Source organism: Pseudomonas danubii (assembly GCF_042980055.1).
GTDB lineage: Bacteria > Pseudomonadota > Gammaproteobacteria > Pseudomonadales > Pseudomonadaceae > Aquipseudomonas > Aquipseudomonas danubii.
This window is the reverse complement of record NZ_CP116502.1, coordinates 5753203-5768084: the sequence shown is the minus strand read 5'-3', so window position 1 is coordinate 5768084 and position 14882 is coordinate 5753203. Positions and strand designations below refer to the sequence as shown.

3 protein-coding genes are annotated in these 14882 nt (G+C 65.5%); all 3 read left to right on the top strand.

What is annotated here, in order from left to right; all coding sequences use genetic code 11:
- Positions 1 to 40 precede the first annotated feature (40 nt).
- Genes PFZ56_RS25835 through PFZ56_RS25825 form a run of 3 tightly spaced genes read left to right on the top strand, consistent with a single transcriptional unit; the run spans position 41 to position 14743 of the window.
- Positions 41 to 1099 (top strand): TauD/TfdA family dioxygenase, encoded by a 1059-nt coding sequence (locus PFZ56_RS25835; protein WP_102880138.1) that lies wholly within the window; start codon positions 41 to 43, stop codon positions 1097 to 1099.
- Between the two features lie 10 nt (positions 1100 to 1109).
- Positions 1110 to 4181 (top strand): non-ribosomal peptide synthetase, encoded by a 3072-nt coding sequence (locus PFZ56_RS25830; RefSeq protein ID WP_170003242.1) that lies wholly within the window; start codon positions 1110 to 1112, stop codon positions 4179 to 4181.
- Positions 4181 to 14743: a non-ribosomal peptide synthetase gene (locus PFZ56_RS25825; protein WP_170003244.1), complete on the top strand. Its 10563-nt coding sequence runs from the start codon at positions 4181 to 4183 to the stop codon at positions 14741 to 14743. The genes PFZ56_RS25830 and PFZ56_RS25825 overlap by 1 nt, the downstream gene beginning before the upstream one ends.
- Positions 14744 to 14882 lie beyond the last annotated feature (139 nt).

The window sequence follows — 14882 nt, the reverse complement described above, 5'->3', positions numbered from 1 at the left end:
TGCGATCGCCGCGCCTGATACCGCGAATCGGAGGTGGGTCATGTCGAAATTCGAGTCTCAAGCCATACCGGCATTGGGCAAGGGACGGCGCAAGAGCTTGAGCCTGGACCAATCCAGCCTGGTGACGTTTACGCCGCTGTTCGAGAACAGCTCGATTCCCCTGTTGTGTACGCCGAACGTTCCTGGCGTGGGGCTGGCGCAGTGGGCCGGGGAAAACCGCGAGCTGCTCCAGGAAAAGCTCGATCGGCACGCAACGTTGTTGTTCCGCGGCTTCGCGGTGCAGGACATCACCGAATTCAACCAGTGCGTCGATTCGATTTCCGGTGGGGCCCTGGAGTACCTGTTCCGGGCCTCGCCGCGGACCCAGATCACCAAGAAACTCAATGTCTACAGCTCCACCGACTACCCGGCCGTGGAAAAGATCTTCCCCCACAACGAGCACTCCTATTCCCCGGTGTTTCCGCTGCACCTGTATTTCTACTGCGACGTGCCGTCGACCACCGGCGGCGAGACGCCATTTGGCGACACCCGGCATTTGCTGGCGCGGATCGATCCGCAGGTGCGCGAAGAGTTCCAACACAAGCGCGTGCTCTATGTGCGCAACTATGGCGACGGCATGGGGCTGCCCTGGCAGACCGTGTTCCAGACCGACAACCGCGCCGAGGTCGAGGCCTATTGCGCGAAGATCGGCGTGACCCCTGAGTGGAAATCCGGCAACCGCCTGCGCACCCGGCAACAGGGCCCGGCCATGGTCCGGCATCCGCGTACCGGCGAGAGCGTGTGGTTCAACCATGCGACGTTCTTCAATGCCCTGACCCTGCCAGAGAGCATCCGCGACAGCCTGCTGGCGGAGTTCGCGCCCGAGGACCTGCCGCAAAACACCTTCTTTGGCGATGGCAGCCCGATCCCCGATGACTACATCACCCATCTGCAACAGCTCTATCGCGAGGTGATGGTGGAGTTTCCCTGGGAGAAGGGCGACGTCGTGATGCTCGACAACATCCTCACCCTGCACGCCCGCAACGAATATTCAGGCCCGCGCAAAATACTCACAGCCATGGCCGTCCCGCTGAAAAGCACCGACGTGGCCATTGGTTAAGGACATCAGCATGACCGACTTTTCCCCAGCAGAGACGTTTCAGATTTCGGCCCAGCAGGCCGCGATTCTTTCCCAGCAGCAGTACCTGGGCCAGCCGCTGGCGGCGCAGGCGCTCCTGTCCTTCGACGCGCCGCCCGAGCGTGCTGTGCTGGAGGCCGCACTGAACGAGGTGTGCCAGCGCCACGAAATCCTGCGCACCCGCTACCGGCAGGTGCCCGGCTTCAAGCAACCGGTGCAGGAAATCACCCCCCAGGTGCGCCTGCGCCTGTCGCTGGAAACGGGGCGCAGCCTGCAACAGGCCCGTGCCGAGGATCGCCTGGCCCTGACCGAGGTGCCCCTGGTGGCCTCGCTGCTGGATCGCCAGTTGCTGGTCAGCGTGGCCCTGGCCAGCTGTGACCGCCAGTCTTTGGCATTGCTGATGACCGAACTGCAGCAACTGTGCGCGGGAGGGCAGTTGCCAGCGTTCGACAGCCTGCAGTACGCCGATTACGCCGCCTGGCAGAGCGAGCTGGGGGAGGAGGCGATCGGTCGCGAAGGCCTGCAGTTCTGGCGCACTCTGTATGCCGGACAGCAGCCGGGCGTGCGCCTGCCGTTCGAGCGCCGCCTGGACTTTACGCCGCAGTTGCAGGAATGCCGCCTGGACACCGATCTGGCACCGGCATTGCGCCAATTGGCCAGTGCGGCCGAGCTGAGTGTCGAGGACAGCCTGCTGTTCCTCTGGGCCGGTTTCCTCGCCGGGCTGAGCCAGCAGGACTCGCTGTTGGTGGCGCTGACCGTGGACGGTCGCAGCGACCAGTTGCAGCAGACCCTGGGCCATTTCAGCCGGCGCCTGCCCGTGGCCGTCACGTTGCAGCCCCAAGCCACCTTGCAGGACAACCTGCAGGCGTTCTGTCATCAGCTGGACCTGAGCCGCTCCTGGCAGGATTGCCTGAACGAGCTGGAAGCGTTCGGCGCCGAGCAACCCCGTCCCCTGGACCTGGGTTGCTCCTACAGCGAAGGCGCCGAGGTGCAGGAGCTGTTCCTCGATCAGGCGTGCTTCGAGAAGTTGCACCTGCAGGCCCGGGCCGAGGCCGACCAGCTGTCGCTGCAACTGAGCTGGCAGCCCCATCTGCTGCCCGACGGCCTGCCAGTCGCCTGGCTCGAACAATTCGCCCAGTGGCTCAAAGCGGCCGCTGCGGACAGCAGTCTCAGCCTTGAGCAATTGCCGTTGGTCAGCGCTGATCAGGCGCAGCGCCTGTTGCAGGATTTCGATCGCAGCGCGGACCTGAGCGCCGCCGATGCACCACTGCTGCACCAGCTGTTCGAAGAGGCGGTCCGGGCCTTTCCCGAGCGTGCCGCGATCCATGTCGATGGCCGGGAAATCACTTACGCCGAGCTCGACCGTCAGGCCAATCAGCTGGCCCACAGCTTGCGCCAGCAAGGGGTTGCCAGCGATGCCATCGTCGGGGTCTATGGGGCGCGTTCCATCGAAATCGTGGTGGCCCTGCTGGGGATTCTCAAGGCCGGTGGCGCCTACCTGCCGCTGGACCCGGCCTATCCCAGCGAGCGCTTGTCCTTCATGCTCGAGGACGCAGCGGTGCGCTGCCTGATCAGCCTGCAACCCTTGCACCCGGACATCGTCTTGCCGGCCGAGCTGCCCCAGATCAGCCTGGACCCGCAGCTGTTGAGCGGCAGCGCCCAAGCGCTGCCGAGCCGCAGCACAGGCGATAACCTGGCGTACGTCATCTACACCTCGGGCTCCACCGGCAAACCCAAGGGCGTGATGGTGTCCCACACCAATGCCAGCACCTCGACCCTGGCCCGCGGCGCGTTCTACCAGGCGCCCCTGGACCGTTTCCTGATGCTGTCCTCGTTCTCCTTCGACAGCTCCGTGGCGGGGATCTTCTGGACCCTGAGCCAGGGCGCGACCTTGTACCTGCCCAGCGAAGAGCAGCACAAGGACCCGCAGCAGGTCGCCGAACTCATCGACGCGCAGCGGATTTCCCACTTCCTGGCCCTGCCATCGTTCTATGCGCAAATCCTCGAAGCCCTGCAGCAGCCATCACTGCGCTGTGTGATCGTGGCCGGCGAAGCCTGTCCGGTGGAGCTGGCCCTGCGGCACCGGGAACGGCTGCCCGAGACCTTGCTGGTCAATGAATACGGCCCTTCGGAAAGTGCGGTCTGGTGTTCGGCCTTCGCGGTGGAGCAGCCGCCTGTGGATGAGCGGGTGGCCATCGGTGGCGCTATCGCCGGTACGCGCCTGCGGGTGCTGGATGAAGAAGCCGAACTGGCCGGTATCGGTCGCGAGGGCGAGTTGTTCATCGGCGGTCCGGGCCTGGCCCGTGGCTACCTCAAGCGTCCGGCCCTGACTGCCAGCCGCTTCCTCCCTGACCCGTTCGCCAGCACCCCCGGCGCGCGTCTGTATCGCACCGGGGATCGGGTCAGCAGCTTGCCCCAGGGCACGCTCGACTACCTCGGCCGGATTGACTTCCAGCTGAAGATCCGTGGCTTTCGCATTGAGCTGGGCGAGATCGAGAGCCTGCTCGGGCAAGCTGCCAATGTGCGCGAAGCCGCTGTCGTGGCCCGGGACACGGCGGCCGGCAAACAGTTGGTGGCCTATGTGGTGCTGGCCCAGGTCGACGACCGCGAGGCCCAGGAGCAGGCCCTGCTGGCCCAGCTGCGCGAGCAGTTGCCCGAGTACATGGTGCCGTCGTTCCTCAGTGTCCTGGAGCGTTTCCCCCTGACCCCCAACGGCAAGCTGGACCGGAACGCCCTGAGCGCCCTGGAGTTGCAAGGCAGCGCCTATGTGGCGCCGCGCAACGAGCTGGAGGCCACCCTGGCCGCCATCTGGCAAGAGGCGCTGCAACTGGAGCGGGTCGGTGTGCATGACAACTTCTTTGCCCTGGGCGGCCACTCGCTGCTGGCCACGCGCATTCGCTCCAAGGTGCAAAGCGAGCTCAACCTGTCCTTGCCGCTGCGGGTGTTCTTCGAGGGCGAAACGGTGGAGCTGCTGGCCCGACAGGTCGAGCTGCATCGTGATTCCGGGGTGACAGGGGACAAGGTCGATGCCTTGGAAGCCCTGTTTGCGGAGGCCCAGGAGTGATGAATCCGTTACCCGAGCGCATGCTGGCGCTGTCCAAGCGGTTCGCCGCGTTCAGCCCCCAGGAGCGTAGCGCCTTGCAGCGCAAGATGATCGAGCAGGGGCTGTCCCTGGACCTGTTGCCGATCCCTGGGCGCAGCCAGGACCAGACGCTGATGTGCGCGTCCTATGCCCAGCAGCGCCTGTGGTTTCTCTGGCAACTGGAGCCGACCTCCAGCGCCTACAACCAATTGGCGGTGCTGCGCTTGCAGGGCGACCTGCAGGACGCCGATCTGCAACGCAGTATCCAGTACCTGATCGACCGCCATGAAGTGCTGCGCAGCACCTTCAGCCTGCACGGCCAGCAAGTGATGCAGGTGATTCATCCGCAGCGCGAATTCCTCCTGCAGCGCCTGGATTACAGCCACCTTGAGGACGCCGGCCCACAGGTGGCCGAACAGGTGGCGGAGCAGGGCGAACGCCCCTTCGACCTGGAGCACGACCTGCTGTTGCGGGCGACCCTGATCAAGCTCGGGCCCCAGGAACATGTGCTGCTGTTCTGTACCCATCACATCATCAGTGATGCCTGGTCGCTGCCGATCCTGGTGGGCGAGGTGACCAGCGCCTATGAGCACTGGCGCCAATACCAGCGCGCGCCGGACCTGGCGCCGCTGGCGGTGCAGTACGCCGACTTCGCCGTTTGGCAGCGCCTGTGGCTGGAAGCCGGTGAAGCCGAGCGGCAGTTGCAGTACTGGCGCGAGCGCCTGGGCAGCGAACCCTTGACCCTGGAACTGCCTCTGGACCGGCCGCGCCCGCCGGTGCGCAGTGCCCGGGGCGGGCGTCACGCCATGGTCTTCGATCAGGACCTGGACCGCGGTGTGCGCGAACTGGCCGCGAGTACCGGTTGCACCCTGTTCATGGTGCTGCTGGCGTCCCTGCAGGTGCTGCTGCAGCGCTACAGCGGTGCCCGCAGCATTCGCGTGGGCACGCCGGTGGCCAACCGCACGCGGGCCGAAGTCGAGGGGCTGATCGGCTTTTTCGTCAACACCCAGGTGCTGCAGGCCGAGATCGACCCGCAGCAGTCATTCAGTGCCTTGCTGGCCCAGGTCAAGACCCGGGTGCTGGAGGCCCAGGCGCATCAGGACCTGCCGTTCGAGCAACTGGTCGATGCCCTGCAGCCTGAGCGCAGCTTGAACCAGAGCCCATTGTTCCAGGTGCTCTACAACCACCTGGCGGGGGACAATGAAGGCGCGCGGGTGGAGATTCCCGGGCTGAAGATCGAGGCCCTGGCCAGCGACAGCGAATCCGTGCGCTTCGACCTGACCTTCAACACTCATGAAGAAGGCGGGCGCCTGCAGGGGGCGCTGGTCTACGCCAGCGACCTGTTCGACCCGCAGACCATCGAGCAGATGGCCCGGCATTGGCACAACCTGTTGCAGGCGGTGGTGCGCGAACCGCAGCGTCGCCTGGGCGAACTGCCCATGCTCGATGCGGCAGAGCGCACGCAGATACTGGAGCAGTGGAACCTCGGCAGCGCCTTTGAGCGTCCACCCCTGTCGGTACCGGCCTGTGTCGAGGCACATGCGCTGCGCAGCCCCGATGCGCCGGCCGTGGTCTGCGCCGGTCAGCAACTGACGTATCAACAGCTCAATACGCAGGCCAACCGCCTGGCGCGTCAGCTGCGCGAGCGCGGCGTGGGGCCGGATGTGCTGGTGGGCATTGCCGCGCAACGCTCGATCGAGATGATCGTGGGCCTGCTGGCGGTGCTCAAGGCCGGCGGCGCTTACGTGCCTCTGGACCCCGAATACCCCCAGGAACGCCTAAACGGCATGATCGAGGACAGCGGGATTACCCAGTTGCTGGCCCAACAGCAGCTGATCGGGCGTTTTGCCGATCTGCCCGGGCTCTGTATCGAGCCCCTTGAGGATTCGCCGGCACGCCAGGCCCTGAGTGGCGACAACCTCGAACCCCTGACGGCTCCCGGGCACCTGGCGTATGTGATCTTCACGTCCGGCTCCACGGGTCGGGCCAAGGGCGTGACCATCAGCCACGGCGCCCTGGCCAACTACGTGGCGGCCATTCATCAGCGTCTGCCGCTGGCGTCGGCCCGCAGCATGGCGCTGGTGTCCACGCCGGCGGCGGACCTTGGGCACACGGTGCTGTTCGGTGCCCTGTGCGGCGGCCAGGCGCTGCATGTGATCAGCGCCGATCTGGCGGTGGACGGTGCGGGCCTGGGCCAGTACCTGCAACAGCAACAGATCGATGTGCTGAAAATTGTCCCCTCGCACCTGGCGGCGCTGTTGGGTGACGACAATGGCGCGGTGCTGCCACGTCAGTGCCTGGTGCTGGGTGGCGAAGCCTGCCCGGTGAGCCTGGTTGAGCGCATACAACGCCTGGCGCCGCAGTGCCGGATCGTCAACCACTACGGGCCGACCGAAAGCACCGTGGGCGCCCTGACCCAGGCCGTGGAGGGCGACTGGTCCCAGGCCGCCTCGATTCCCCTGGGCCGGCCACTGACCAATGTCCGCGCCTATGTGCTGGACAGCGAAGGCCAGCCGGCTGCCGTCGGCAGCCTGGGCGAACTGTATCTGGCCGGTGCCGGACTGGCCCGTGATTACCATCGGCGTCCTGAGCTGACCGCTGCCAGCTTCATCCCCGATCCTTTCGACCCGCAGGGCGGTGCCCGTCTGTACCGCACCGGCGATCAGGTGCGCTACCGCCGCGACGGCAGCATCGAGTTCTGCGGGCGCATCGACCAGCAGATCAAGATTCGTGGCTTCCGGGTCGAGCCGGGAGAGATCCAGGCTTGCCTGCACAGTCATCCCTGGGTGCGCGAGTGTGCGGTACTGGCTCTGGATGGACCCCAGGGCAAGCAGTTGGTGGCCTATCTGGTGTGCCAGCCCGGGCTCGACCCGGATCAGTGCAAGGAAGGGCTCAAGCAGCACATGAATGCGCAGCTGTCGGCCCATCAGGTGCCCAGCCACCTGCTGTTGCTGCCGGCGCTGCCCCTGAGCCCCAACGGCAAGCTCGATCGCCAGGCCCTGCCGCGCCCTGAGCAGGGCCGTCCGCAGGACCTCTACCGTGCGGCACAGAACCCCGTGCAACAGACACTGGTGGATATCTGGCAGGAGGTCTTGAACCAGCCGCGGATCGGTATCAACGACAACTTCTTCGAACTGGGTGGCGACTCGATCATTGCCATCCAGATGGTCAGCCGGGCACGCCAGGCGGGCTTGCAGATTTCCTCCCGGGACGTGTTCCGCTGCCAGAGCATTCTTGAACTGGCAGCGGTGGCCAAGCAAGGCACGGCCTTGCTCATCGATCAGGGCCCGGTGCGTGGCCCGATGCCGCTGACGCCGATCCAGCAGGTGTTTTTTGCCAGTGACATTCCCCAGCGCCAGCACTGGAACCAGTCGCTGCTGCTGACCCCACGCGAGCCGCTGCAGGTGCCGCTGCTGGAGCGCGCTCTGAACCAACTGCTGGTGCAGCACGATGCCTTGCGCCTGAGGTACCGGCAGCACGCCGGCCTCTGGCAGGCCGAACACCAGGAGCATCCCGAGCCGGTCAGCCTCTGGCGGCAGCGGGTGGCGGATGCCGCAGCGATTCAGGCACTGGGCCAACAGGCCCAGAGCAGTCTCGACCTGGAACAGGGACCGTTGTTGCGCGCGGTGCTGATGGACCTGGACGATGGCAGCCAGCGTTTGTTGCTGGTCATTCATCACCTGGTGGTGGACGGCGTGTCCTGGCGGATTCTGCTGGAGGATCTGCAAAGCCTTTATCGGCAGTTGGCCGAGGGGGCGGCGCCGGTCCTGCCGTCCAAGACCAGTGCTTTCCAGGATTGGGCCGTGCACCTGCAAGACTGGGCGCAGCGCCTTGGGCACACCGACGAACTGGATTACTGGTGCCGGCAACTGGAGCAGGCGCCTCAGGGCCTGCCCCTGGACTATTCCGCCGGGGCGAACCTGGCGTGCCATGGCACGGCGATCAACGCCCGGCTGCCTCGGGAACTGACCAGCCAGCTGTTGCAGGAGGCCCCCAAGGCCTATCGCACACAGATCAACGATCTGTTGCTGGCCGCCCTGGCGCGGGTGATCTGCCGTTGGACCGGGCATTCGCAGATGCTGGTGCAGTTGGAAGGTCACGGGCGCGAGGAACTGTTTGCCGATGTCGACCTGTCGCGTTCGGTGGGCTGGTTCACCAGCCTCTATCCGCTGTGCCTGACGCCGGCGCAGTCACTCTCGGATTCGATCAAGGCGGTCAAGGAGGACTTGCGTCGGGTCCCGGCCAATGGCCTGGGTTACGGCGCGTTGCGTTACCTGGGGCAGGACGCGGTCCGCGAACGCCTGCAGGGGCTTGCGCAGCCGCGGATCACCTTCAACTACCTGGGGCAGTTCGACCAGAGCTTCGACTCGCAGTCACTTTTGGCTCCGGCGCCGGAAGCGGCCGGTGACGAACGTCACCACGAGGCGCCACTGAGCAATTGGTTGACGGTCAACAGCCAGGTCTATGGGGGCGAACTGTCCCTGAGCTGGAGCTTCAGCCATCAGTTGTTCAAGCCGCAGACGGTTCAGCGCCTGGCCGATGATTACCTGTTGGAACTGCAGGCACTGATCGAGCATTGCACCCTGGACACCTCGGCTGGTGTCTCGCCGTCGGACTTCCCCCTGGCCGGGTTGAACCAGGCTCAGCTGGATGCGCTGCCGGTGGCCCCACGAACCATCGTCGACCTGTATCCCTTGTCGCCGATGCAGCAGGGCATGCTGTTCCACACCCTCTACGAGCAGGCCAGCGACGATTACGTCAATCAGGTCCGGGTGTCGGTGCAGGGCTTGGACCCGCAGCGTTTCCGCCGGGCCTGGGAAGATGCCCTGCAGGCCCATGACATTCTGCGTACCTCTTTCCACTGGCAAGCGGAGCTGGAGCAACCGGTGCAGATTGTCCAGCGTCAGCTGGCGCTGCCGTTCCGGGTGCTCGACTGGTCGGCCGGGCAGGCCACCGAGCCGGCCCTTGAAGCGCTGGCCGGCGAAGAGCGCAGCCTGTGTGCGCATTTCGATCGTGCACCGCTGTTGCGCCTGTGCCTGGTACAGACCACGGCCCAGGACTACCAACTGATCTACACCAACCACCACATCCTGATGGATGGCTGGAGCAGTTCGCAGTTGATGAGCGAGGTCCTGCAACGCTACGCCGGGGTGGTGCCGCCACAGGCTCCGGGGCGTTATCGCGACTACATCCAGTGGCTGCAACGCCAGGACCTGAGCGCCTGTGAAAGTTTCTGGCGCGAGCAACTGGGGCGTTTGTCGACCCCGACCCGCCTGGCGGGCAGCATCGCCCTGGAGAACCCGGGCGCGGATGCCGGCCATGGCGAGTTCCACCATGATTGGACCCAGCCGTGGACCGAGCGCCTGGTGGCCTTCGCCCGGCAGCAGAAAATCACCGCCAACACCCTGTTGCAGGCGGCTTGGCTCCTGCTGTTACAGCGCTATACCGGACAGAGCACCGTGGCCTTTGGCGCGACGGTGGCGGGGCGTCCTTCGGAGCTGCCGGGGATCGAGCAGCAGATCGGTCTGTTCATCAATACCTTGCCGGTGATCGCCACCCCCGATGCGCAGATGAGCGTGGCGCAGTGGCTGCAACAGGTGCAGGCGCACAATCTGCAACTGCGCGAATACGAACATACGCCGCTCAACGATATCCAGCGCTGGGCCGGCAGCAGCGGTGAAGCGCTGTTCGATACCCTGCTGGTTTTCGACAACTACCCGGTGGCCCAGGCCCTGGAGCAGGAGGAGGCTTCCAGCGTGCGCTTCGGTGCCGTGCACAGTCGTGAACGCACCAACTATCCGTTGTCGGTGGCGGTGGCGCTGGAGCAGCGCCTGAGCATCAGCTACGGCTATGCCCGGGAGGCCTTCAGCGCGGCGGTGATCGAGCGCCTCAACGGCCATCTGCTGCACCTGCTGGCGCAGCTGATTGATAACCCCCAGTTGCAACTGGGCGCCATCGAGCTGCTGACCCCGGCAGAGACGGCGAGCCAATGCGTAGCGCCCGTCGCGCCGGGGATCGAGCCGGCGGTACACGAGAGCATCGGTGCCCTCGCACAACGCTGGCCGGAGCGTCAGGCGGTGCTGTTTGCCGGGCAGCGCTTCACTTACGGTGAACTGGATCGCCGGGCCAACCGCCTGGCCCATGAACTGGTGGCCCGCGGGGTCGGCCAGGAGGTCCGGGTCGGCGTGGCGCTGCCCCGGGGCGAGGGGCTGCTGGTGGCCTTGCTGGCGGTGCTCAAGGCCGGCGGTGCCTTCGTGCCGCTGGACCTGAGCTACCCAGCCGACCGCCTGGCCTACCTCATGGCGGATTCCGGCATGGCCCTGTTGCTCAGTGACAGCGAGTCGTTGCAGCGCCTGCCTTCGGCCGCCGGTCTGGCGGTGCTCGATCTGTCGCGCCTCAAGGTCGGGCAGCATCCGCTGACCGCGCCTGCGGTGACGGTGGCGTCAGAGAGCCTGGCGTATGTGATCTACACCTCGGGCTCCACCGGGCAGCCCAAGGGCGTGACCGTGGCCCATGGTCCGCTGGCGATGCACTGTCGCACCACCGGCGAACGCTATGGCATGACGCCCGATGACTGTGAACTGCACTTCCTGTCGTTTTCCTTCGACGGCGCCCATGAACGCTGGCTGACCGCCTTTGTCTGCGGTGCCAGCCTGCTGCTGCGTGACGACAGCCTGTGGACCCCGGAGCAGACCTGTGAAGCGATTCGCAGCCATGGCGTGACCATGGCCGGCTTCCCGCCGGCGTACCTGCATCAGTTGGCGGAGCATGTGCAGCGGGTCGGCAATCCGCCGCCCATGCGCCTCTACAGCTTTGGCGGCGATGCCATGCCTCAGGCCAGCTTCGAGCTGGTCCAGCAGGTGTTGCGTCCCCAGTACATGATCAACGGTTACGGGCCCACCGAAACCGTGGTCACGCCGCTGGTGTGGAAAACCGCTGCCGGTGAGCCTTGCAAGGCTGCTTATGCGCCCATCGGCCATTGCGTCGGCGAGCGCAGCGCCTATGTCCTGGATGCCGATCTCAATCCCTTGCCAGTGGGGGTCGCCGGAGAGCTGTACATCGGCGGCAATGGCTTGGCGCGAGGCTACCTGAAGCGTTTCGCCCAGACCGCCGAGCGCTTTGTTCCCGATCCCTACAGCCCCTTGGGGGGACGCCTGTATCGCACCGGGGACGTGGTGCGCCAGGGCAGTGACGGGGTGTTCGAGTACCTGGGGCGTATCGACAACCAGGTGAAGATCCGCGGCTTCCGCATCGAGCTGGGTGAAATCGAAGCGCGGCTGATGGCCCATGAGCAGGTCAGCGAGGCGGTGGTTCTGGCCCAGGACACCGCCCATGGCCGGCGTCTGGTGGCTTATCTGGTGACGGCCGCGACCGCGCTTGAGGACGAGCAAGACCAGGAAAGGTTGCGTGAAACCCTGCGCCAGACGTTGAAGGCCTGCCTGCCCGACTACATGGTGCCGTCCTATTGGCTGTTCCTCGAACGCTTGCCGCTGTCGCCCAATGGCAAGCTGGATCGCAAGGCGCTGCCCATGCCGGAAATGGCCCAGGCCAGCCACGCCTATGTGGCACCGCGCAGCGATCTGGAGAAGCGCCTTGCACAGATCTGGCAGGACGTGCTGAAGCTGGCGCAGGTCGGTCTGACCGACAACTTCTTCGAGCTGGGTGGGGACTCGATCATCTCCCTGCAGTTGGTCAGTCGAGCGCGTCAGGCCTCGATCCGCTTTACCCCCAAGGACCTGTTCGAGCAACAGACCATCCAGGGGCTGGCGGCGGTGGCGCAGTGCGGGGTGCAGGACGACATCGATCAGGGACCGGTGACCGGCGACATGCCGCTGCTGCCGATCCAGCGTCTGTTCTTTGCCGAGCCGATACCCCAGCGGCACCATTTCAATCAGTCGGTGCTGCTGATTCCGGCCACGCCCTTGAACCCGCTGGCCCTGAAGCAGGGCTTGCGGGCCTTGCTTGAGCATCACGACGGATTGCGTCTGCAGTTCCAGCAGGGGAGCGCAGGCTGGAGTGCCAGCCATGGTCCGCTGGATCAGTCCGGGCCCGGTCCGGACCTGTTGTGGCAGGCCGAAGCCGCCAACGCCGCCGAGCTGGAGCAACTCTGCGAGAAGGTCCAGTGCAGCCTCGACCTGCAGCGCGGGCCTTTGTTGCGGGCGCTGTTGGTGACCCTGGCGGACTCCACTCAGCGCTTGTTGCTGGTGGCCCATCACCTGGTGGTGGATGGCGTGTCCTGGCGGCTGCTGTTCGAAGACCTGCAAAGTGCCTACACCCAGGCGCTGGCCGGGCAAGCGGTGCAGTTGCCTGCCAAGAGCAGTTCTTATCAGGCCTTTGGCCGACGCCTGCAAGCGTATGCCCATGGGCCCGAGGCCCGGGCCGAACTGGCCTACTGGCACGCGCAACTTTCGGGTGCACAGGCATCGTTGCCTGGGGTTGAACCCGGCACCCAGGCCTTGAGCCGCGACGCCGGCAGCGTGCAGGTCCAGCTCGATGCCGCGACCACCCAACGCTTGCTGCAACGCGCTCCGGCCGCCTACCGGACCCAGGTCAACGACCTGTTGCTGGCGGCCCTGGCCCAGGTCATGGGGCAGTGGACCGGACAGCCTTCGACCCTGATCCAGCTGGAAGGCCACGGGCGTGAGCAACTCTTCGAGGACCTGGACCTGAGCCGCACCGTGGGCTGGTTCACCTCGGTGTTCCCGGTGCGCCTGAGCGCCGGGGATAGCGCCGAGTCTTCGATCAAGCGGATCAAGGAACAGCTGCGGGCGATCCCCAACAAGGGGATCGGCTACGGTGCCCTGCGTTACCTGGGGGATACCGCCAGTCGCGAGGCGTTGCAGGGGCTTGCCCAGCCTCGGGTCACCTTCAACTACCTGGGGCAGTTCGACGGCAGTTTCGATGATCCTCAGGCGCTGTTCATTCCGGCGCCCGAGGCCCATGGCGCGGATGCCAGTATCGATGCGCCCCTGGGCAACTGGCTGTCCATCAGCGGCAAGGTGTACGACGGTCAATTGCGCCTGGACTGGAGCTTCAGTCAGCGCATGTTCGACAGTGCGCAGATCGAGTCACTGGCCCAGGACTATGTCCAGGCGCTGCAGGCACTGGTGGAGCATTGCTGCCAGGCCCGCGGCGGCGTCACGCCATCGGACTTCCCGCTGGCGCGGCTGACTCAGGAACAGCTCGACGCCCTGACGCTGGTGCCGGCGCAGATTGAGGACATCTACCCATTGGCGCCGATGCAGCAGGCCTTGTTGCAGCATGAGTTGCAGGACCATGAGGCGGGGGATTTCGTCAACCAGATGTGCATGGATGTGCAAGGCGTCGACCCGCAGCGACTGCGTCAGGCCTGGCAGCAGGCCATGGATACCCATGAGATCCTGCGCAGCCGTTTTGTCTGGGGCGGGTCCCTGGTGCAGCCACTGCAGGTGGTCCACAAGCAGGTCGAGGTGCCGTTCCAGGAGCTCGACGGCACTGTGTTGAGCAGCGATGCGCTGGAGCGTCTGGCCCTGGCTGACCGGCTCAAGGGCTTCGACCTGGCCCAGGCGCCGTTGCTGCGTCTGCAGGCGATCAAGCTGGGGGAGGGACGCTACCGGCTGATCTGTACCAACCATCACATCCTGTTGGACGGCTGGAGCGGGTTCCAGTTGTTCAACGATGTGCTGGCGGCCTACACCGGGCAGGCCATCAGTCACCGACCGGCTGGCTACCATGACTACATTGCCTGGCTGCAGGCCCGTGACCAGCAGGCCGACGAACGCTTCTGGCGTGAACAGCTCAAGCCACTGAAGGTGCCGACCTTGCTCAGTGCCTGCGCGATGGCCCAGGGTGATCGGCAGCGGGGTGGGCATCGCCAGCATTACTTCGAATTCGACGAGGCCCAGACCGAGCAACTGACTCGTTTCGCCCGGCAGCAGAAGATCACTGCCAACACCCTGGTGCAGGCGGCCTGGCTGTTGCTCCTGCATGTGCATTGCGGTCAGTCGACGGTGGCCTGCGGCGCCACCATCGCCGGACGCCCGCCACAGCTCAAGGGCATTGAGCAGCAGTTGGGGCTGTACATCAACGATGTGCCGCTGGTGGCCCGTATCGAGCCAGAGCAGAGCGTGGGTGACTGGCTGCAAGCGCTGCAAGGACGCAACTTGCTGATGCGTGAGCATGGCTACAGTGCCTTGAGCGATATCGAACGCTGGGCCGGGTTGCCGGGCGGGGAGTTGAGCGACACGGTGATCGTGTTCGAGAACTATCCGGTCAGTGCGGCGTCGGCCGGTGGTGATGTCGGTGATTTGCGTCTGGAGAGCATGCACAGTTTCGAGCAGACCAGTTCGGCGTTGACCTTGTATGTCGAGCTCAAGGGGCAGTTGCAGTTCCACTATGACCATCGGCTTGAGGCCTTTAGCGAGGCGGCGGTGCAGGGGGTGAATCTGCAACTGGTGCAGTTGCTTGGGGTGTTGGCAGATGGTTCGCCGGCGCGCTCGCTGGCGCAGGTGTTGGCGCAGCTGGGTGGGACTCGGTCTCAGCGGGAGGTGCGAGTGGGGGCTTAGGTACAGGACATTGGAGTGAAGGGCGGGAGGGCAGGTGACTGTTCTCCCGTTTTTTTTGGATGGGGGAAATCTGGTGGTGGTTGGGCTTTTGCGGCGGGGGTTGGAGTGCAGATCCATTGCTGCGGGGGTGCTGGCTGGC